Here is a 19313-nt window from a genome sequence, read left to right as displayed (position 1 = left end):
GCTACATCCGGTCGGTCAGGTCGACGACGCGCCCGAGCTCTTCGAGCGAGGTGGTCCCGTTGAGTACCCGGCGCAGGCCGTCGTCGGCCAGCGTGATGAAACCCTGCTCCTTGGCCCTGGCCCGGATCTCGTGGGTAGTGGCGCGGCGGGCGATCAGCTCGTCGATGCCGCTGTCGATGCGCAGCAGTTCCATGATCGCGATGCGCCCGCGATAGCCCTGGAAATCGCAGCGTTCGCAGCCCGAGGCGCGGTAGAGCACCGGGCGGGAGCCGTCGGCCGGGGTCCCGACCAGCTGCATCTCGTGCGTTTCGGCATGGTAGGGCGACTTGCAGTGGTCGCAGAGACGGCGGATCAGGCGCTGGGCGACGATGCCGATGATATTGCCGGCCATGATGTCGGGCAGGATGCCGATGTCGAGCAGGCGCGGGATGGTGCCGATCGACGAGTTGGTGTGTAGCGTCGAATACACCTGGTGGCCGGTCATCGCCGCGCGGAAGGCCATTTCGGCGGTTTCGGCATCGCGGATCTCGCCGACCAGGATGACGTCCGGATCCTGGCGCATCATCGAGCGGATGCCATTGGCGAAATCGAGCTTGGAGGTTTCGGCGACCGAGGTCTGGCGGACCAGCGCCATCGGGTATTCGACCGGGTCTTCGAGGGTCATGATGTGGATGCCCTCGGAGTTGATGTGGTTGAGCACCGAATACAGCGTCGTCGTCTTGCCGCTGCCGGTCGGGCCGGTGACCAGGATGATGCCTTCCGGCCGGGCGATCATCAGCTTGAGGTGCTGCAGGTGCTCTTCGGCGAGGCCGAGGCCCTCGAGCGGCACGATGCCCTTCTGGCGGTCGAGAATGCGCAGGACGATGTTTTCGCCGTGGATGGTCGGCTGGCAGGCGACGCGGAAATCGACCTGGCGGCCGGATACCGTGAGGCCGATGCGGCCGTCCTGCGGGGCGCGCATTTCGGCGATGTTCATGCCGGAGAGCACCTTGATGCGCACCGTCATCGCCGGCCAGTAGGATTTGTGCAGGGCGCGGATCTGGCGCAGCATGCCGTCGATGCGATAGCGGATGCGCAGGAAGTTGGCCTCCGGCTCGAAGTGGATGTCCGACACCTCGCGCTTGACGGCGTCGGTGAGGATCGAATCGATCAGGCGGACGACCGGCTGGCTGTATTCGTCGTCGGTCGCCGACAGGCTCTTCCAGTCGATCTCGCCGGTTTCGATCTCCTGCAGGATGCCGTCGATCGACAGCTCGTAGCCGTAATACTGGTCGATGGCGCGGTCGATCTCGGATTCACCGGCGAGCAGCGACTCGATCTCGACGTTTTCGGCGAGCAGGGCGCGCACCCGGTCGAGGCCGACGATGTTGTTGATGTCGGCGATGGCCACCGTCAGCCGGTGGTTCGTGTCGTCGTAATCGAGCGGTAGCAGGTGGTGGCGCTTGGCGACGTCACGCGGCACCAGTTTCAGGGCCTGCGGGTCGACGATGGCGTTCGAGAGGTCGATGCTCTGCCGCCCCAGGCTTTCCGACAGCGCTTCGCGCAGCGTCGTTTCCGAGACGAAGCCGAGCGACACCAGCAGCTTGCCGATCGGCTGGTTGGCCTTCATCTGCTCGAGCAGCGCGATGCGCAGCTGATCCTCTGAGAGGATGCCCTTGGAAATGAGGATCTGGCCTAGCGGGCGGCGCGGCGGGGCGGGGCTGTTCATGGGTCGGCTGCCGGTCACGGCTGCAGTTCGCCCAGGCGGAGCCGGGCACGTTCGCGGTCGAAGGCGGCGGGACGCCGCTCGGCGGCTTCCAGCGCCAGGCGGTAGTGCTGGGCCGCCAGCTTCGGCTGGCGCAGATGGTCGAGGCTGACCGCCAGGTTGAACAGGTAGTCCGGATTGTCGGCGTCGGCGGCGACGGCGTTGAAATAGACCTGCTGGGCCTCCGGCCAGCGGCCCTGGCGCGCGTAGAGGTTGCCCAACGCAAAATTCAGCGGCCCCGATTCCGGTTGCGCGGCGAGCAGGGTCTTGAGCCGGCTTTCGCTCCCCTGCGGATCGCCGCTGGCGCCGTTGCCGAGAGCTGCCGCCTGGGCCGCCGGGTTGCTCGGATCGGCTTCCAGCGCCCGCTGGCGGTAACGGTCGGCATCGCCGGCGCGTCCCTGGCGCTGGGCGATGGCGGCCAGCGCCAGAAGGGCGTCGACATTGTTGGGATCGTTGCGCAGCGCCTGCTCGTAGTCGTGGCGCGCCGCGTCGAGTTGATTGCCCTGCAGCCTGGCGTAGCCGGCCTGTACGTTGGTGTCCGGCTCGGGGCGCGTGCGTGCGAAGCGGATCGGCGCCCGACTCCCCGGGGCCTCGTCCGCCCCCGGGCTGCGCGCCGTCTCCGGTCGCGGCATGCGGGCGGAGCGGGGTGCCTCCGGCGGGGCTGCTGCGGTCAACGGCTCCAAGGGGGGCAAATTGGCCGGCGCGACTGGTGGTGCCAGCGGCAGCGCAGGCGGTGCGGGGGGCGGCGACGGGCGCTGGGCGAGCGGCGCCGCACTGCGCGCCGTCGGGGCCAGCGAACTGCCGCTCATCGCCTGCATCTGGTACCAGACGTAGGCGCCGATCCCGGCCAGCACCACGCCGAGGGTGCCGAGCGCGATCCACATCGGGCGTCGCGACGGGGGGGTGTCCTGGCGTTTGGCCGCGAAGGCGTTGCGTGCGGCTGCCTGATTGATCGCCTCGGCAGCCGGTTGCGGGGCCGCCGCCGGCGGAATCGAGAAACCCGGTTGCGGCGGGGGTGAAGGCGGCGGGGTGGTCCGCGGCGGCGCCGGGGGCGGTGCGGCGGCCGCCAGGTCGGCATCGAGCGCGTCGATATGCGCGGCGAGATCGGGCAGCGGCCTGGTGTCGCCGCCGCCCGGCGCGAGCGGCTCCAGGCTCAGTGTTCCCGTCGCCGGCTGCGTCGGCACCTCATGTCCGGCGGCTGCCCTCGCCGCTTCCCGCTTGCTTGTTTCGGCCCGTTTCAGGGCATCCATCAACAGGCTCATCGTGGCCTCTCAACGGCTGGAAGGCGTGACGTTGAACGGTTGCGCTTCCGGCGGCTGGGCGAAGAAGTTCTCGCCGGGGAGCTGCGAACGGAAGCTCGCGTAATCGCCATTCAGGCTGGCGTCCTTGATGATCACCGGGCGCAGGAAAATCACCAGCTCCGACTTGTTCGCCGCGTTGTTGCGGGTGGTGAACAGTTCGCCGATCAGCGGCAACTGGCCGACCAGCGGAACGCGGCCGGTCTTCCAGTTCACGCCGTCTTCCATGAGGCCGCCGAGAACGGCGACTTCGCCGCTGTTGACGCGCATGACCGATTCGATTTCCCGGGTGCGGATCTGCGGCACGTAGTTCTTGACGCCGGCTGGAATGCTCGGGTTGGGATCTTCCTTGAGCTCGGAGATGCTCGAGATCGTCGGCCGGACATTGAGGATCACCGCCTCGCCATCGCTGACCTGCGCCGTCACCGTCATGACGAGGCCGACCGAAACCGATTGCGGCGTCGTGGTGACAGCCACCGTGGTGCCGACGTTGGCCGTCGAGGTGGTATCCGCCTTGACGTTGAAGTAGACGAAGTTCTCGACCACCTTCAACAGGGCGGTCTGGTTGTTCATCACCGACAGGCGCGGGCTGGAGAGCACCTTGGCGGTGCCGTAGCTCTGCAGCAGGTCGACCACGCCGGCGATGTCGAAGGCGTTGCCCAGTTGGCTGAAGGAGATGGTGAAGGGCGAGACGGCGGTGCCGACATTGGTGTTGACGGAAGCCGGCGAGATCGAGAACTTCGTCGAGCCGTCCTTGCGCAGGCGGTCCCACTGGATACCCTGCTGGTAGCCGTCGCCGAGCTGGACTTCGACGATGGTGGCCTCGATCAGCACCTGGCGCCGCGACGACGCGATCACGCGGTCAATGAACTCCTGGATCTTTTCATGCTGGCGCGCCGTGGCGCGTACGGTGACGACGCCGCTTTCCGGGTTGATGATGACCGACGCGGCTTCGCGGAAGGTGTTGCGACGGACGACCGAGTTGCCGGTGGCCTGGCTGGACGACCCCAGCGCGTTGGTCTGCAGGGCGTTGGCAATCGCCTGCGCGGCCCGCGGGCCGGTGCCCGGCGGCAGTGCCGCGGCGCCGGAGGCGGACTGGGTATTGGCCTGCTCGACGATGGTTTCGCTCGAACCTTCCGGCAGAATCTTGTCGGTTTCGCGCAGGATGTCCTTGATGTTCCTTTCCAGCGACTCCCAGAACTGGTTGTTGGACTTGTTCTCGATCCGGGTATTCGACACGTTGCCGGCGCCGCCGCCCACCGAGCCGGTGCCGCCCCCGCCACCGCTGCCGCCGGTACTGCTGCCGCTGCCGCCGGGATTGGTGTTGATCTGGGTGCTGGTCGAGATGGTTTCGGTCACGTTGCGCGCCATATTCACGTAATCGACCTTGTAATGCTTGAGGAAGGGCGAATCCGGCATGACGACGAGGTTCGGGCCGTCCAGCTCGAAGCGCATGTCGACCTGCTTGGCGATGCGCGTCAGCAGTTGCGGCAGGGTCTGGTTGATGGCGTTCAGGGAAACGGTGCCGGTGATGCCGGGATGGATGTCGACATTGACCTTGGCGTCGCGGGCCAGCGCGAACAGGAGGTCGCCGACATGGACGTTGTTGACCACGACGCTGTAGGTCTCGGCCTTGGGCGTCGCGCGCGGCTTGGGCAGGGCCAGGGTCTGCTGCACCGGTGCCGGGATTTCCCCGCGCGCCTGCGGTAGGGTGGTCTCGGTGCTGAGATGCCCGGCGAGCGGCTGCTGCGGCGTCGGTGCCTGGCAGGCGGCAAGCAGCAGCGACAGCAGGGTTGCACTGGAGAGACCGTATTTCATCCGAAAATGCCTTCGTTCATCGGGTTGACGCAATTTGTCTGGCTGCGGGCATGCTAGCACAAGCGCTTGTCCTATGTGGCGACCGCATGGTCGGTGCCGTTGTCATGAGAGGAGCGCGCTCACCGGGCGCGGGTAGGGACGCATCCGGCGCAGCGCCTCGGGCAGGGTACGGATCGCCGTCCAGGCCGCCGCGCGCGACGGATAGTCGCCGAAGATGACGCCGATCTGGACGTTTTCCGGCGGCCCGCTGCGGTAGACGCGCAGGCCTGCCGGGTCGACGGTCTTGCCGGCGCGCGCCAAGAAGGTTTCGATGTCGGCGGCGTGGGCTTCATTGCGCGAGGTCAGCTGGATGAAGTAGTTCTCGCCTGCCGCCGTCGGCAGCCAGGCGTCGAACTGGGCGGCGTGCTGGGCGGTGAGCGGCAGCAGGTCGCCGCGGGGCGCGGCGTCGGCGGCCGGCGGGCTCGGGGCGCTGGCGGCGGGGGCTGGCGGCGGGGTCGCGGTGGCGGCCAGGCGCGGCCACAGGGCGAAGGCGAGGGCGCCGACGGCCAGCGTCGCCAGCACGGCGAGCGCCAGCTTGAGCAGGGGAGTGACGGCGGAAGCGGCCTTCTGCTGGATCGGGGCGAAGCGCGCATCCTGCTCGGCGATCTTCACCTCGGCTGCGTCGACCTGGTGCGAACCGCCGGAGTAGGCGGCGAGCAGGGCCTTGTCGGCGAGGATGTTGATGCGCCGCGAGAGCCCCTCGGAGATCCTGGCGATCATCTCGATGGCGCGCGCCGAGAACGGGTTGGGGCCGCGGTAGCCGGCGGCGCGCAGGCGGAAATCGATGTAGTTGCCGACCTCGCCGGCCTTGAGCGGCGCCAGGTTGAAATGCTGGGTGATGCGTTCGCGCAACTGGCGCATGTCATTGGCGGCGAGCCGCTCGTCGAGTTCGGGCTGGGCGAAGAGGGCGATCTGCAGCAGCTTGGTCGCCTTCGATTCGAGGTTGGAGAGCAGCCGGATTTCCTCCAGCGACTCGGCCGGCATGGCGTGCGCCTCGTCGATCATGATGACCACCCGCTTGCCGGCGGCGTAGCGTTCGACGAGGGCGTCCTGCAGCGTGCGGATCATCGAGTGCGTGGTCTTGCAGTCGGCCGGGATGCCCAGTTCGTCGGCGATGGCGCCGAGGATTTCGCTGCGCGACAGCGACGGGTTGGCCAGGTAGAGCGATTCGACGTCGGCCGGCAGGCGTTCGAGCAGCATCCGGCAGAGCATGGTCTTGCCGCTGCCGACCTCACCGGTAACCTTGACGATGCCCTCGTCCTGGGTGATGGCGTAGATCAGCGCCTCGAGCGTCGGGCCGCGGTTGGCGCCGGTGAAGAAGAAATCGGTATGCGGCGTGATGCGGAAGGGCGGTTCGCGCAGGCCGAAGTGCTCGAGATAGAGGCTCATGAGCGGTGCCAGCTTTCCATGCGGTTGTAGAGCGTGGTGCGGTTGATGCCGAGGCGGCGGGCAGCCTGGCTGACGTTGCCGCCGCACAGTTCGAGCGCCGCCTCGATGTAGCTGCGTTCCCAGTTCGCCAGCGTCGCATCGAGGTCGATGCGGGGGCTCGTCTGCAGGTGCTTCAGGGCGGCCTGCAGGCGCTGATCGTCGGCGATGTCGGCGCTGTCGACATGGTTGCTGCGGTCAACTTCCTCGGAAGTGTCGAATTCCGCCAGCAGTTGCTCCCGCGTCACGGCCTGCCCCGGATAGCGTGCCGTCAGGCGGATGACGATGTTGCGCAGCTCGCGCACGTTGCCGGGGAAGAGGTAGTCCAGCCACTGGACCTCGGCCTCGGGGGCAAGCGCGAACGGCTGGCACTGCGCCTGGGCGGCGTAGAGCTTGCGGAAGTGGTCGAGCAGCAGGAGCCGGTCGCGGCCCATGTCGCGCAGCGGCGGAACGCTGACGGTAAAGACTGACAGCCGGTGATAGAGGTCGGCGCGGAAGCGCCCGGCCTTGATCTCCTGGCGCAGGTCGCGGTTGGTGGCGGCGACGATGCGCGCCTTCGAGGTTCGCGTCTGGGTTTCGCCGACGCGCTGGTATTCGCCGTTCTCCAGTACGCGCAGCAGCTTGGGCTGGAGATCGGATGGCAGTTCGCCGATTTCGTCGAGGAACAGCGTGCCTTCGCCGGCCTCCTCGAAATAGCCGGCACGGGCGGTCGTGGCGCCGGTGAAGGCGCCACGGGCGTGGCCGAAGAGCGTCGGCTCGAGCAGGCTGGGCGAGATCGCCGCGCAGTTGAGCGCCAGGAACGGCCGGTCGTGGCGCTCGGTCTGCTGGTGCAGGCAGCGGCTGGCGACGATGTCCTTGCCGCTGCCCGATTCGCCCTCGATCAGCACCGGGAAGCTGAGGTTGGCGTATTGCGCGAGTTGCAGGCGCAGGCGCTGCATCGGCAGGCTCTCACCGATCAGCCCGGCCGGGCCGGCGGCGGCCGTCTCGTCATCCGAGAAGGCCAGCGCCTGGCGCAGCAGGGTCAGCAGGCGGCCGGGATCGCAGGGCTTGCCGACGAACTCGACGGCGCCCAGCGTGCGGGCGTGGCGGGCGTTGTCGTCGCCGTTCTGGCCGGAGAGGACGATGATCTTCATCTCCGGCGCGTGGGCGAGCAGTTCGCCGATCAGGGCGAAGCCCTCGTCCGGCCGGTGCGGCTGCGGCGGCAGGCCGAGATCGACGAGCGCCGCCTGCGGCGCCTGGCGCAACTGGCGGAGCAGGGCCAGGCAATGCGGGCGGGCATGGCTGGTGACGACGTCGAATTCGGCTGCGAAGGCGTAGCTCAGGGCGTCGCTGATCAGCGGGTCGTCGTCGACGATGAGAAGCAGGGGCTTGTTCGGCAAGGGTGCGGCGCGGCGTTGCGTGGAATATTTCACACAATTATAACCACGCCATGCCGGGGCGATATCCGGCACTTCTGTTAAAATCGCAGGTCTTTTGCGAGGAAAACGTTTTGTCCGACGACATTCTGGTCGACATCCAGGATCTGCATTTCAACTATGACGGCCGGCCTGTGCTGCAGGGAATCAACATGAAGATTCCCCGCGGCAAAGTGGTGGCCATCATGGGCGGGTCCGGCTGCGGCAAGACGACGTTGTTGCGCTGCATCGGCGGCCAGTTGCGGCCGACCGGCGGCATGGTGCGCTTCGGGAAGCACCGCGTGTGCGAGATGTCGCGGGCTGAACTCTACGGCCTGCGGCGCAAGATGGGCATGCTGTTCCAGTTCGGCGCGCTGTTCACCGACATGTCGGTCTTCGAGAATGTCGCCTTTCCCCTGCGCGAGCATACCGACCTGTCGGATGCGATGATCCGCGACCTGGTGTTGATGAAGCTGGAAGCGGTGGGCCTGCGCGGCGCGCATTCGCTGATGCCCGGCGAGCTGTCCGGCGGCATGGCGCGCCGCGTGGCGCTGGCGCGCGCGGTGGCGCTCGATCCGATGCTGATGATGTACGACGAGCCGTTCACCGGACTCGATCCGATCGCGCTGAGCGTCATCGGGCAGCTGATCCGCAAGCTCAACGACGCGCTGGGGGCGACGTCGATCATGGTCACGCACGATGTGCACGAGTCGCTGTTGATCGTCGACTACATCTATTTCATTTCGCAGGGGCGCATCGTCGCCGAGGGAACGCCCGACGAAATTCGCGCTTCCACCGATCCCTTCGTCCACCAGTTCGTCCATGCCGAGGTGGAGGGGCCGGTGCATTTTGACTATCCGGCGCCTTCGGTCGCGCAGGAGTTTTTGTCCGGGAGGCCGCGTGGCTGATCTGCTGGCACCCGTCAGAAAACTCGGCCACATGGTCGTCGACCGCATCTGGCGCCTGGGTTTCGCGACGCGCTTCATGGTCGCCGTGCTGCGCTATTCGGGAGCGTCGTTCCGCCGCCTGCCGCTGACGCTGCGTGAAATCTATTTCAGCGGCGTGCTGTCGCTGCTGATCATCATCGTCTCCGGGCTGTTCGTCGGCCTGGTGCTTGGCCTGCAGGGCTATGAAACCCTGCAGCGCTACGGGTCGACCGAGGCGCTGGGCGTTCTCGTCGCCCTGTCGCTGACTCGCGAGCTGGGGCCGGTGGTGGCGGCCCTGCTCTTCGCCTCGCGCGCCGGCTCGTCAGTGACCGCCGAGATCGGCCTGATGAAGGCGACCGAGCAGCTGAAGGCGATGGACATGATGGCGGTCAACCCGATCGCCCGCGTGGTCGCGCCGCGCTTCTGGGGCGGCGTCATCTCGATGCCGCTGCTGGCGGCCCTGTTTTCGGCGATGGGCGTGCTCGGCGGCTGGCTGATCGGCGTCGTCTTCATCGGTGTTGACGACGGTGCCTTCTGGTCGCAGATGCAGGCCGGCGTTGATTTCCGCTACGACGTCTGGAATGGCGTCATCAAGAGTTTTGTCTTTGGCATCGCGGTTTCGCTGATCGCCGTTTTCGAAGGCTACGATTCTGTGCCGACCGCCGAGGGCGTCTCGCGGGCGATTACACGCACCGTGGTGACCTCCGCGCTGACCATCCTGGCGCTGGATTTCGTTCTGACTTCGTTCATGTTCCGGGGAACTTCATGAACCGTACCGTAATTGACCTCTGGGTCGGCATCTTCGTTGCCATCGGCATAGCCGCAATGTTGTTTTTGGCGCTGAAAGTCGGCAACCTTTCGTCGGCGCACCTGTCGGAAACCTACGTGCTGCAGGCCCGCTTTGATAACATCGGGGGGCTGAAGGTGCGCGGTCCGGTGAAGAGCGCGGGGGTCGTCGTCGGGCGGATCGTCGATATCAAGTTCGATAGCGATACCTATGAAGCGGTGGTGACCATGGATATCGATGGCCGTTTCCGTTTCCCGAAGGATACCTTCGCCGCGATCTACACCTCGGGCCTGCTCGGCGAGCAGTTCATCGGCTTTGACGTCGGCGGCGATGAAAGGATGCTCAAGGCGGGCGATACCGTGACCAAGACGCAGTCGGCCGTGGTGCTGGAGAAGTTGATCAGCCAGTTCCTCTTCAACAAGGCAGCGGAAGGACAGGATACGAAATGAAGGGCAAACTGACGACAGGGAAACGGCGTGCCGGGATCGCCTGGCTGGCTGCCGGCATGCTGGTGCTGGGAGCGCCGGCGCAGGCCGACGAGACGGTGCACGATCCGCTCGAAGGCTTCAACCGCGCCATGTTCGCGGTCAACGAGGGGCTCGACAAGGTCGTCATCAAGCCGGTCGCCCAGGCCTACGATTTCGTCATGCCGTTGCCGGCGCGTGCAGGGGTTGGTGACTTCTTCGGCAACATCGCCGATGTCCGCAACGCCCTGAACAATGCCCTGCAGGGCAAGCTGGGCGACGCCGGCAGCGATCTCGGCCGCCTGCTGATCAATTCGACCATCGGCATCTTCGGTCTCTTCGACGTCGCCAGCGAGCTCGGCCTCGACAAGCACGACGAAGACTTCGGGCAGACCCTGGGCGTCTGGGGCTGGGAAGACAGCAGCTTCGTGTTCTGGCCGGTAGTGGGGCCGCGCACGGTGCGCGACACCGGCGGCCTGATCGTCGACGTCTATACCGATCCGACCTGGTATACGCTCAACAAGTCGGTCGCCGAACGCAACAGCCTCGTCGCGCTGCGCTACGTGGATGTCCGCGCCAGCCTGCTGCCGTCCGACAAGGTGGTCGAGGAAGCGGCGATCGACAAATACGCCTATGTGCGCGATGCCTACCTGCAGCGCCGGCGCAACCAGATTTTTGATGGCAGCCCGCCGCGGCTGGAGGATGTACTGGATTGAGAGCCATGATGAAGAAACTGTTTTTGCTTGTCTTCGCCACCTTGTTCGCCACGCTCGCGCTGGCCCAGGAGGCGCCGGACGTGCTGGTCAGGCAAGTCACCGACGAGGTGCTGGAAATCGTCCGCAAGGACAAGAGCATCCAGAACGGCGACGCCAAGAAGGCGATCGAACTGGTCGATGCCAAGGTGATCCCGCATTTCAACTTCCAGCACATGACGGCGCTGGCGGTCGGCAAGGACTGGCGCAAGGCGTCGCCGCAACAGCAGCAGCAACTGACGGCCGAATTCAAGACCCTGCTGGTGCGCACCTATTCCAACGCGCTGACCAGTTACAAGAACCAGAAGATCGTCTACAAGCCGTTCAGGATGAACGCCGGCGACACCGACGTGCTGGTGCGCACCGAGGTGCAGCAGCCCGGCAACAAGCCGGTGCAGCTCGACTACAGCCTGGAAAAGCTGGATGCCGGCTGGAAGGTGTACGACGTCAACGTGGCCGGCATCAGCCTGGTGACCAATTATCGCGAGCAGTTCGGGCAGGAGGTGCGCAACGGCGGCATCGAGGGCCTGATCAAGGCGATCACGGACAAGAACAAATCCCTCGAAGGCAACCTGGCCAAGGCTGACGGCAAATGATCGAGCGCGAGGCACAACGCCTCATGGTCACGGTGCCGATGGTCATGGCCAACGCCCGTGGCCTGCTCGAAGCTGGCCGTTCGGCCTTGCAGCCGGGCGAGCAGGTTTTCGATCTGGCGCGGGTCGGCGATGCCGATTCCTCGGCCATCGCCGTCATGCTCGGCTGGTTGCGCGTGGCGGGCCAGTCGCGGTCGACCGTCAAATTTGCCCATATTCCGGCGGGCGTGCGTTCTCTGGCCGAACTGTACGGCGTCGCCGAGCTTTTGCCCCTCGCCTGAGGGCGCACCATGGTTTCCGCGGTTTCCATCGTTGACGTCGTCAAGCATTTCGGCGCGCTGCAGGCGCTGGTCGGGGTTTCGCTCGACATCGCCGAAGGCGAGTTTTTCGGCCTGCTGGGGCCGAACGGGGCCGGCAAGACGACGCTGATCTCGACGCTCGCCGGCCTCGTGCGCGCCGATTCCGGCCACCTCTCGGTGCTCGGCAACGACGTCGTCAGGGATTACCGGAAGGCGCGCAGCCTGCTCGGCGTCGTGCCGCAGGAACTGGTCTTCGATCCCTTCTTTTCGGTGCGCGAGACGCTGCGCATCCAGTCGGGCTATTTCGGCCTGCGCCACAACGACGACTGGATCGACGAGATTCTCGAAAACCTCGACCTGGCGGGCAAGGCCGACGTCAATATGCGCCGCCTGTCGGGCGGCATGAAGCGCCGCGTGCTGGTCGCCCAGGCACTGGTGCACAAACCGCCGGTGATCGTTCTCGACGAGCCGACGGCCGGGGTCGACGTCGAACTGCGCCAGGGCTTGTGGCAGTTCGTGCGGCGCCTGAACGGCGAAGGCCACACCATCATCCTGACCACGCACTACCTGGAAGAGGCCGAGGCGCTGTGCGGGCGCATCGCGCTGATGAAGCAGGGGCGCATCATCGCCCTCGACACCACGGCCAACCTGATGGCTGCCCACCCCGGCGGGTCGCTGGAAGATGTTTTCGTCCGGACGATGAACCAGTGATCGGCTTCTGGACACTCTTCTACAAGGAATTGCTGCGTTTCTGGAAGGTCGCCTTCCAGACCGTCGGCGCGCCGGTGCTGACGGCGCTGCTCTACCTGCTGATCTTCGGCCATGTGCTCGACGAGCATGTGCAGGTGCATGGCGTGCGCTACACCAGCTTTCTGATTCCCGGCCTGGTCATGATGCAGGTGCTGCAGAACGCCTTCGCCAACTCGTCGTCGAGCCTGATTCAGGCCAAGATCACCGGCTCCATCGTCTTCGTGCTGCTGCCGCCGATTCCCTACGGCGCCTTCTTCGCCGCCTACGTGCTGGCCTCGGTGGCGCGCGGGCTGATGGTCGGCCTCGGCGTGCTGGTGGCGACGCTGTGGTTCGCCGAGCTGCGCATGGCGGCGCCGCTGTGGGTGCTGGCCTTCGCCGTGCTGGGAGCGGCGATCCTCGGCGCGCTCGGCATGATTGCCGGCCTCTGGTCCGAGAAGTTCGACCAGCTGGCCGCCTTCCAGAATTTCCTGATCATGCCGCTGACCATGCTGTCCGGCGTCTTCTACTCGATTCATTCGCTGCCGGCATTCTGGCAGGGCGTGTCGCATTACAATCCCGTCTTTTACATGATCGACGGCTTCCGCTACGGCTTCTTCGGCGTCTCCGACGTGGCGCCCGAAGCCAGCCTGGCGGTGGTCGTCGCCTGCTTCGCCGCCGTCTCCCTGCTGACGCTCAACCTGCTGCGGCGGGGCTGGAAACTGAGAGCCTGAACCATGATGCATCCCGAACAGATCAAGCAACTCATCCTCGCCGGCATGACCTGCGAACACCTGGCCCTCGACGGCGACGGCCAGCATTTCGAGGCGCTCGTCGTCAGCGCCGAATTCGCCGGCAAGAACCGCGTGCAGCGCCAGCAGCGCGTCTATCAGACGCTCAAGGAAAAGCTGGCGACCGGCGAACTGCATGCCCTTTCCTTCAAGACCCTGACCCCGGAAGAATGGAGCGCCCAGCGTGGATAAATTGTTGATTCAGGGCGGCCAGCCCCTGTCCGGCGAAGTCGCCATCTCCGGCGCCAAGAACGCGGCGCTGCCGATTCTCTGCGCCGCGCTGCTGAGCGCCGAGCCGCTGCATCTGACCAACGTGCCGCATCTCAACGACATCTCGACGATGCTGCGTCTGCTCGGCGACATGGGCGTCGGCGTGACGATGGACGGCGTTGACGGCCTGGTGCTGAACGGCAGCGGCCTGAACAATCCGGTCGCCTCCTACGAGATGGTCAAGACCATGCGCGCCTCGATCCTCGTCCTCGGGCCGCTGGTCGCGCGCTGCGGCGAGGCGCGGGTGTCGCTCCCCGGCGGCTGCGCCATCGGCGCCCGGCCGGTCGACCAGCACATCAAGGGCCTGCAGGCGATGGGCGCCGAGATCCGGGTTGAGCAGGGCTACGTCCATGCCACGGCCAGCCGCCTCAAGGGGGCGCGCATCTGTACCGACATGGTCACCGTGACCGGCACCGAGAACCTGATGATGGCGGCCTGCCTGGCCGAGGGCGAGACGATCATCGAGAACGCCGCGCGCGAGCCCGAGGTGGTCGACCTGGCCAACTGCCTGGTGTCGATGGGCGCCCGCATCTCCGGCGCCGGCACCGACGTCATCCGCATCCAGGGCGTCGACAAGCTGCACGGCGCGACGCACGCGATCATGCCCGACCGCATCGAGACCGGCACCTACCTGTGCGCGGCGGCGGCGACCGGCGGCGACATCCGCCTGCTGAAGACATCCGCCGCCTATCTCGACACGGTGGTCGACAAGCTGATGGACGCCGGTTGCGAGATCACCGTCGAGCGCGATGCCATCCGCCTCGCGGCGCCGCAACGCCTCAAGGCGGTCAGCCTGCGCACGGCGCCGTATCCGGCCTTCCCGACCGACATGCAGGCGCAGTTCATGGCCATCAACTGCATCGCCGACGGCGTCGCGACCATCCGCGAAACCATCTTCGAGAACCGCTTCATGCACGTGAACGAGCTGATGCGTCTCGGGGCCAACATCCAGATCGAAGGCAACAACGCCATCGTGCGCGGTGTCGACCGCCTCGAAGGCGCCACGGTGATGGCGACCGACCTGCGCGCCTCCGCCTCGCTGGTCATCGCCGGCCTGGTCGCCCAGGGCGAAACGCTGATCGACCGCATCTACCACCTCGATCGTGGCTACGAGCGGATCGAGGAAAAGCTCGCACGCCTGGGCGCTCGCGTAAAGCGCGTGCATTAGCCCGAAAATTTGCCCGTTTGCTGCGGTCGACCGCAGCAAACGGGCAAAAATGACCAAAAAACACTTTTCATTATCGGAGTCGTGGCCCATACTCCGTGACTCGGGATTTCCAGGCAGTGTGTTGTTCCTGCACCGTAATCGGTTTGTCAGCTCCTCGGTCTTGGCTCTCGTAATTTTTTCAATTTTTTCCAAGGAAGCTATAAATGGCAACTGGTACCGTCAAGTGGTTCAACGACTCCAAGGGTTTTGGTTTCATCTCCCCGTCGGAAGGCGGCGAAGATCTCTTCGCGCACTTCTCCGCGATTCAGGGCAACGGGTTCAAGACCCTGGCCGAGAACCAGAAGGTGTCCTTCGACGTCGTCACCGGCCCGAAGGGCAAGCAGGCTGCGAACATCTGCAAGATCGACTGAGTCGTCGCCGCACCTGAACGAAAAGCCCGGCATGCCGGGCTTTTTTGCGTTTACGCAATCCGCGCCGCGGGTTGCACACGGCATGAGCTGCCCCTAGGCATCCCGCCCGGCGGCGCGCAGGCTGCGGAGCAGCAACGGTCCCTGGTGCAGCAGCAGGCCGCCGAGAATGGATGCGGTGCCCGCCGCCAGGCGCAGGCCGACCGCCTCGCCGTTCAGCGCATTGCCGAGCAGCAGGGCGATCACCGGGGTGATCAGCGTGATCAGCGCGATGCGCGATGCCGAGAGGTGCTTGATCACGTAGTAGTACATCGCGAAGCCGATGACCGAGCCGAACACCCCCAGATAGACGATGGCGGCGCCCGAACGCAGCCCCGGCAGCGCCGGCTGGCTGCCGTCCGCCACCCACCACAGCGCGCCGAATAGCGGCAGTGAAACGCCCAGTGTGCCGACCGTCGTGGCCAGCGGCGGACTGTCGTCGCCGATGCGCTTGAGGCCGACCAGCCCGCCGGAATAGACGAGCACGGCCATCAATACTGCCGCCAGGCCGGCGAGCCCATGCGGGCTGGCGAAGGCGCGGCCGTGCAGGAAAATGATGCCGAGGCCGGCGATGCCGAGCAGGATGCCGGCCCACTGGTGGGCGCGCAAGGGCCCTTCCATGCGCAACAGGCGGGCCAGCGCGCTGGTCATCAGGGGGGCCAGGCCGAACAGAACCGAAACCAGGCCGGAGTGTATGAAGCGGGCGCCCCAGTAGGTCAGCGCCATGGCGCCGAACAGGCTGAGCCCGCCCAGCAGGTAGGCGCGGCGGGCGCGGGCGTGCAGCGGCAGGCCGATGCGCCAGGCGGCGACGAGCAGGCCGGCGACGGCGAAGCCGATGGCCATGCGGGCGAGGACGGCAAAGGAAAAACCGGCGTCCTGGGCGCTCCACTGGATGGCGAGCGGCGTGGTGGACCAGATGAGGACGATACCGAGGTAGGCGGCGGGCACGGACATGCGGGACTCCGGATCAGGGTGAAGGTGGCGCGGGGGGATGCAGGGCGGCGTGGGCGGCCTGCTCGGCGGCGATGAAGGCGGCGATCATCGCCTGCCAGGTGGCGGCGACGACGCGGCGGTCGGCGCCCAGTTCGACTGCCAGGGCATCGACCCGCGCCAGCACTTGCGCGACGCGTTGCGGGGCCGGCACCTCGGCGGCCGAGCGCTTGAAGCCGGCGGCCTGGTGCACGCAGGCGCCGCGTTCAGCGATCAGGCGGACCAGTTCGCGATCCAGACGGTCGATATGGGTGCGGACCTCGTCCAGCGAGGCACAGGGAATCATGGCGTTCATCGTTGCTCCTTTCGGGGGTGGAAAACAAAAAGGCCGCGGGTTCTTGTCCGCGGCCTTTCGGGAAAATCGGGAGTTCGGTCGACTAATCGGTTCCCGGCCGCAGCAATGGCGCGTTCCACCACGCGCGCAGGACGCGGCGGAACGAGCTGGACAGCGGGCGGAAGGAATGTGACGTGGTCATGGCGAGTGAGTATGTCGGCCTGGGCCGGTTGCGGTCAACGGAAAATTTTTGCCGGATTTCAGAATGCCGCCGCCAGTTGGTGGAAGAGGGCCGGAATATGCGCCTCGTCGGCCATGCCGTAGCCGAGCAGCAGGCCGTTGTGCGCGCCGTCGCCCGCGTCGATGGCATAGTCGCTCAGGGCGCGGGCGACGACACCGTGCGCCGCCGCGCGCTCCACCACCGCCTTGTCGGGCAGTTCGGCCGGCAGCCGGAGGCACAGGTGCAGCCCGGCCTGTCCGCCGAGAATGGCCGATGCGTCGAAACGCCGTTCCAGTTCGGCGCGCAAGGCATCCTGCCGGCGGCGATAGACCGGCCCCATAGCGCGCAGGTGGCGCAGCAGCCGGCCGCTGTCGAAGAAGCGGGCGAGGGCGCGCTGCTCCACGGCCTGGCCGGCTCGGTAGAGGGCCTCGAGCGCCTCGCCGAAATGGCGGACCGCCCAGCGCGGCACGACCATGTAGGCGACCCGCAGACCGGGGTAGAGCAGCTTGCTGAAGGTGCCGATGTAGATTACCGGCGCGTCGGCCACCAGCCCCTGCAGGGCCGGCAGGGGGCGCTGGCCGGGACGGGCATGGTCGAATTCGCTGTCGTAGTCGTCCTCGATGATCCAGCACTGGCCGGGGGCGGCGCGTTGCAGCAGATCGAGCCGACGTTCCAGCGACAGCACCGCGCCGAGGGGATACTGGTGGGCCGGGGTCAGGAAGATCAGGCGCGGCGGCTGCACTTGCCAGCGCTCGGCGTCGGCGGCCATGCCGTCGCGGTCGACGGGGACCGCTACGACCTTGAGCCCGGCGGCGATGAAGGCGCTGCGGGCGGCGGGGTAGCCCGGGTTTTCCAGCCACGCGGTGGCGCCGGGGTCGGCCAGCAGGCGGGCGCAGGCGTCGAGGGCGAGCGCGCCGCCGGCGACGACGAAGACCTGCTCCGGGGAACAGTCGACACCGCGCCGCAGCCGCAGGAAGCGGGCGATCGCCGCGCGCAGCGCCGGCTCGCCGCCCGCCGGCGCGTGCACCAGCTGGCGGGCGCTGACCTCGCCCCAGGCGTGCTGCAGCTGGCGGCGCCAGGCCGGCCAGGGAAAGGCGTTGAGGTCCGGCACGCCCGGCGCGAAGGGCAGCAGCGCGTCGCCGCTGCGCCGCGGCAACTGGCCGGCCCGGCTGGCCAGCATGCCGGCGACTGGTGCCGGGGCCGGCCGGCGCGCGTCCGCCAGCGGCAGTGCGGCGACCCGGGTGCCGCGCCGGTCGCCGGCGATGAAGCCTTCCGCTTGCAGGCGCTGGTAGGCCAGCAGCACGGTGTTGCGGGCGATGCCCAGCGCCGCCGCCAGCGCACGGCTGGCCGGCAGGCGGTCGCCCGGCGCCAGCTGGCCGGTCAGGATCGCCGCCTTGAGCTGGCGGACCAGCGCGGCCTGGCGTGATTCCCCGCCGGGTGCGAATGACAGTGCGAGCGGGAACGACAGCTGGTGCATGTGGACCTATTGATTGTTGTGGTTATGGTTCCATGCATGGTGCCATAATCCGGTTAGGATGGCGTCACCTGCTACCGGAGACCCCATGAGCCATCGACCTTCCGCCGTGCCCACCATGCCCCCCAGCGCGCGCGCCACGCTCCGCCGCAAGCCGCAACGCGGCCGTTACGACGCGGCGACGATCCACGCCATCCTCGACGCGGCGCTGGTCTGCCACGTCGCCTTCCATGAGGGCGGCAGCGTGCACAGCCTGCCGACCGTCTGCTGGCGCGTCGCCGATCACCTGTACATTCATGGCGCCCGCAACGGCCGCCTGTGCGCGGCGCTGCTGGCCGGCGAGTGCGCGGTCAGCGTCGCACTGGTCGACGGCCTGGTGCTGGCGCGCTCGGCCTTCCGCCATTCGATGAATTTTCGCTCGGTGGTCATCTACGGGCAGTTCGCCGCCGTCGACGATGCCGACACCGCCCGCGCCGCCTGCGCGGCGCTGGTCGACCATGTCTCGCCCGGGCGCAGCCTGCTGGTGCGGGCGCCGAGCCCGGCGGAACTCGCCGGCACCTGCCTGTTGCGGCTACCGCTGGCCGAGGCGGCCGCCAAGGTGCGCAGCGGCGGCGTCGAGGACAATCCGGACGACCTCGCCTGGCCGGCGTGGGCGGGCGTCATGCCGCTGACCCTGCAGGCCGGGCCACTGCTGCCGCAACCCGACTGCGGCCCGTACCCGGCGCCGCAGCCGCCGGCGTTTCTGGCCAGGAGGACGGCATGAGCCTGCACGTGGCCATCTACCTGTTCGACGACGTCGAGGTGCTCGATTTCGCGGGGCCGTACGAGGTCTTTACCACCGCCAGCCGGGTGGCGCGGCGCGGCGAGCCGCAGGCGGCGGCACCTTTCGTCGTCAGCACCGTCGCCCGCGAATTGCGGCCGCTTCGTGCCCGGGCCGGCCTGCTGGTGCAGCCGGATTCACTGCTGGCGCAGTCGGCGCCCATCGACGTGCTGATCGTGCCGGGCGGCGTGGTCGATGCCGAACTCCTGCAACCGGCGCTGTCCGGCTGGATTGCGGCGACGGCCGCGACGGCGCGGATCACCGCCTCGGTATGTACCGGCGCCTTCCTGCTGGCGGCGGCCGGGCTGCTCGACAGCCGGCGGGCGACGACGCACCGGGAGGATATGGCCGACCTGCGCCGGCGCTTCCCGGCGGTGACGGCAGTCGCCGACGTCAGCTGGGTGGACGAAGGTCGCATCGTGACGTCGGGCGGCATTTCGGCCGGCATCGACATGAGCCTGCATCTCGTCGAACGGCTGGCCGGGCGCGATCTGGCCGAGGCGACAGCGCGCCAGATGGAATACCGCTGGGGCGAGCCGGCGAGGTCGTGACGCGGTCTGCTAAAATGGCGTTTTCGCTATTTTGGCCAAACGCC

At 67.3% G+C, this 19313-nt stretch carries 20 protein-coding genes and 1 pseudogene; 13 read left to right on the top strand and 8 right to left on the bottom strand.

From position 1 onward, the window contains the following. Position 1: 1 nt before the first annotated feature. The 5 genes from GH660_RS02560 to GH660_RS02540 all read right to left on the bottom strand — a co-directional run bounded on the left by GH660_RS02560 (position 2) and on the right by GH660_RS02540 (position 7703). Positions 2 to 1708 (bottom strand): GspE/PulE family protein, encoded by a 1707-nt coding sequence (locus GH660_RS02560; RefSeq protein ID WP_153144996.1) that lies wholly within the window; start codon positions 1706 to 1708, stop codon positions 2 to 4. A 14-nt stretch (positions 1709 to 1722) separates the two neighbouring features. Continuing rightward, on the bottom strand, positions 1723 to 3006 hold the full coding sequence (locus GH660_RS02555; RefSeq protein ID WP_153144995.1) for a lipopolysaccharide assembly protein LapB: 1284 nt from the start codon (positions 3004 to 3006) through the stop codon (positions 1723 to 1725). A gap of 9 nt (positions 3007 to 3015) precedes the next feature. Next, on the bottom strand, positions 3016 to 4860 hold the full coding sequence (gene mshL, locus GH660_RS02550; RefSeq protein WP_153144994.1) for a pilus (MSHA type) biogenesis protein MshL: 1845 nt from the start codon (positions 4858 to 4860) through the stop codon (positions 3016 to 3018). Positions 4861 to 4962: 102 nt separating this feature from the next. After that, entirely contained in the window at positions 4963 to 6288 is a 1326-nt protein-coding gene (locus GH660_RS02545) for an ExeA family protein (RefSeq protein ID WP_153144993.1), read from the bottom strand. Then, positions 6285 to 7703, bottom strand: coding sequence for a sigma-54 dependent transcriptional regulator (locus tag GH660_RS02540; protein WP_228276326.1), 1419 nt, complete (start codon positions 7701 to 7703; stop codon positions 6285 to 6287). Before GH660_RS02540 ends, GH660_RS02545 begins: the two co-directional genes overlap by 4 nt. A 110-nt stretch (positions 7704 to 7813) precedes the next feature. Between GH660_RS02540 and GH660_RS02535 the strand changes: the two genes are divergently transcribed. From GH660_RS02535 to GH660_RS02485, 11 genes and pseudogenes are all read left to right on the top strand, one after another. Beyond that, positions 7814 to 8626: an ABC transporter ATP-binding protein gene (locus GH660_RS02535; protein WP_228276325.1), complete on the top strand. Its 813-nt coding sequence runs from the start codon at positions 7814 to 7816 to the stop codon at positions 8624 to 8626. After that, on the top strand, positions 8619 to 9413 hold the full coding sequence (gene mlaE, locus GH660_RS02530; protein ID WP_153144990.1) for a lipid asymmetry maintenance ABC transporter permease subunit MlaE: 795 nt from the start codon (positions 8619 to 8621) through the stop codon (positions 9411 to 9413). The genes GH660_RS02535 and mlaE overlap by 8 nt, the downstream gene beginning before the upstream one ends. Continuing rightward, complete coding sequence (gene mlaD / locus GH660_RS02525; protein ID WP_153144989.1) at positions 9410 to 9880, top strand: outer membrane lipid asymmetry maintenance protein MlaD; 471 nt, start codon at positions 9410 to 9412, stop codon at positions 9878 to 9880. The genes mlaE and mlaD overlap by 4 nt, the downstream gene beginning before the upstream one ends. Beyond that, positions 9877 to 10611, top strand: coding sequence for a VacJ family lipoprotein (locus tag GH660_RS02520; RefSeq protein WP_153144988.1), 735 nt, complete (start codon positions 9877 to 9879; stop codon positions 10609 to 10611). The genes mlaD and GH660_RS02520 overlap by 4 nt, the downstream gene beginning before the upstream one ends. Positions 10612 to 10616: 5 nt before the next feature. Then, positions 10617 to 11243, top strand: coding sequence for a phospholipid-binding protein MlaC (locus tag GH660_RS02515; protein WP_153144987.1), 627 nt, complete (start codon positions 10617 to 10619; stop codon positions 11241 to 11243). Next, positions 11240 to 11521 carry a lipid asymmetry maintenance protein MlaB gene (locus tag GH660_RS02510; RefSeq protein ID WP_153144986.1) on the top strand — a complete coding sequence of 94 codons (282 nt, stop codon included), beginning with the start codon at positions 11240 to 11242 and terminating at the stop codon, positions 11519 to 11521. Before GH660_RS02515 ends, GH660_RS02510 begins: the two co-directional genes overlap by 4 nt. 9 nt (positions 11522 to 11530) lie before the next feature. After that, positions 11531 to 12193 (top strand): annotated as a pseudogene (locus GH660_RS02505) (ABC transporter ATP-binding protein); the annotation flags it as partial. 53 nt (positions 12194 to 12246) lie between these two features. After that, positions 12247 to 12999 (top strand): ABC transporter permease, encoded by a 753-nt coding sequence (locus tag GH660_RS02500; protein ID WP_153144984.1) that lies wholly within the window; start codon positions 12247 to 12249, stop codon positions 12997 to 12999. Between the two features lie 3 nt (positions 13000 to 13002). Further along, positions 13003 to 13248, top strand: coding sequence for a BolA family protein (locus tag GH660_RS02495; protein ID WP_228276324.1), 246 nt, complete (start codon positions 13003 to 13005; stop codon positions 13246 to 13248). Beyond that, positions 13241 to 14494: a UDP-N-acetylglucosamine 1-carboxyvinyltransferase gene (gene murA / locus GH660_RS02490; RefSeq protein ID WP_153144983.1), complete on the top strand. Its 1254-nt coding sequence runs from the start codon at positions 13241 to 13243 to the stop codon at positions 14492 to 14494. Before GH660_RS02495 ends, murA begins: the two co-directional genes overlap by 8 nt. Positions 14495 to 14697: 203 nt before the next feature. Next, positions 14698 to 14904: a cold-shock protein gene (locus tag GH660_RS02485; RefSeq protein ID WP_153144982.1), complete on the top strand. Its 207-nt coding sequence runs from the start codon at positions 14698 to 14700 to the stop codon at positions 14902 to 14904. 93 nt (positions 14905 to 14997) lie between these two features. Here GH660_RS02485 and GH660_RS02480 read toward each other — a convergent pair whose 3' ends face one another. From GH660_RS02480 to GH660_RS02470, 3 genes are all read right to left on the bottom strand, one after another. Further along, positions 14998 to 15894: a DMT family transporter gene (locus GH660_RS02480; RefSeq protein ID WP_153144981.1), complete on the bottom strand. Its 897-nt coding sequence runs from the start codon at positions 15892 to 15894 to the stop codon at positions 14998 to 15000. 13 nt (positions 15895 to 15907) lie between these two features. Next, entirely contained in the window at positions 15908 to 16225 is a 318-nt protein-coding gene (locus tag GH660_RS02475) for a chorismate mutase (protein ID WP_228276323.1), read from the bottom strand. Positions 16226 to 16464: 239 nt separating this feature from the next. After that, positions 16465 to 17901: a PLP-dependent aminotransferase family protein gene (locus GH660_RS02470; RefSeq protein ID WP_153144980.1), complete on the bottom strand. Its 1437-nt coding sequence runs from the start codon at positions 17899 to 17901 to the stop codon at positions 16465 to 16467. A gap of 85 nt (positions 17902 to 17986) precedes the next feature. Here GH660_RS02470 and GH660_RS02465 point away from each other — a divergent pair, with 85 nt between their 5' ends. Next, on the top strand, positions 17987 to 18661 hold the full coding sequence (locus GH660_RS02465; RefSeq protein WP_153144979.1) for a pyridoxamine 5'-phosphate oxidase family protein: 675 nt from the start codon (positions 17987 to 17989) through the stop codon (positions 18659 to 18661). Beyond that, complete coding sequence (locus GH660_RS02460; RefSeq protein ID WP_153144978.1) at positions 18658 to 19269, top strand: DJ-1/PfpI family protein; 612 nt, start codon at positions 18658 to 18660, stop codon at positions 19267 to 19269. Before GH660_RS02465 ends, GH660_RS02460 begins: the two co-directional genes overlap by 4 nt. Positions 19270 to 19313: the final 44 nt, after the last annotated feature.

Origin of the sequence: Dechloromonas sp. H13 (genome assembly GCF_009469615.1) — a bacterium.
GTDB lineage: Bacteria > Pseudomonadota > Gammaproteobacteria > Burkholderiales > Rhodocyclaceae > Azonexus.
Note: the sequence above shows the minus strand (reverse complement) of the source record. Positions and strands in the feature narration are given on the sequence as shown.

Bases quoted from the DNA above. Each gene is read 5' to 3' on its own strand.
- GH660_RS02560 (WP_153144996.1), bottom strand. From the start codon at position 1,708: ATGAACAGCCCCGCCCCGCCGCGCCGCCCGCTAGGCCAGATCCTCATT.
- GH660_RS02555 (WP_153144995.1), bottom strand. From the start codon at position 3,006: ATGAGCCTGTTGATGGATGCCCTGAAACGGGCCGAAACAAGCAAGCGG.
- mshL (WP_153144994.1), bottom strand. From the start codon at position 4,860: ATGAAATACGGTCTCTCCAGTGCAACCCTGCTGTCGCTGCTGCTTGCC.
- GH660_RS02545 (WP_153144993.1), bottom strand. From the start codon at position 6,288: ATGAGCCTCTATCTCGAGCACTTCGGCCTGCGCGAACCGCCCTTCCGC.
- mlaD (WP_153144989.1), top strand. From the start codon at position 9,410: ATGAACCGTACCGTAATTGACCTCTGGGTCGGCATCTTCGTTGCCATC.
- GH660_RS02520 (WP_153144988.1), top strand. From the start codon at position 9,877: ATGAAGGGCAAACTGACGACAGGGAAACGGCGTGCCGGGATCGCCTGG.
- GH660_RS02515 (WP_153144987.1), top strand. From the start codon at position 10,617: ATGATGAAGAAACTGTTTTTGCTTGTCTTCGCCACCTTGTTCGCCACG.
- GH660_RS02510 (WP_153144986.1), top strand. From the start codon at position 11,240: ATGATCGAGCGCGAGGCACAACGCCTCATGGTCACGGTGCCGATGGTC.
- GH660_RS02495 (WP_228276324.1), top strand. From the start codon at position 13,003: ATGATGCATCCCGAACAGATCAAGCAACTCATCCTCGCCGGCATGACC.
- GH660_RS02485 (WP_153144982.1), top strand. From the start codon at position 14,698: ATGGCAACTGGTACCGTCAAGTGGTTCAACGACTCCAAGGGTTTTGGT.
- GH660_RS02480 (WP_153144981.1), bottom strand. From the start codon at position 15,894: ATGTCCGTGCCCGCCGCCTACCTCGGTATCGTCCTCATCTGGTCCACC.
- GH660_RS02475 (WP_228276323.1), bottom strand. From the start codon at position 16,225: ATGAACGCCATGATTCCCTGTGCCTCGCTGGACGAGGTCCGCACCCAT.
- GH660_RS02470 (WP_153144980.1), bottom strand. From the start codon at position 17,901: ATGCACCAGCTGTCGTTCCCGCTCGCACTGTCATTCGCACCCGGCGGG.
- GH660_RS02465 (WP_153144979.1), top strand. From the start codon at position 17,987: ATGAGCCATCGACCTTCCGCCGTGCCCACCATGCCCCCCAGCGCGCGC.
- GH660_RS02460 (WP_153144978.1), top strand. From the start codon at position 18,658: ATGAGCCTGCACGTGGCCATCTACCTGTTCGACGACGTCGAGGTGCTC.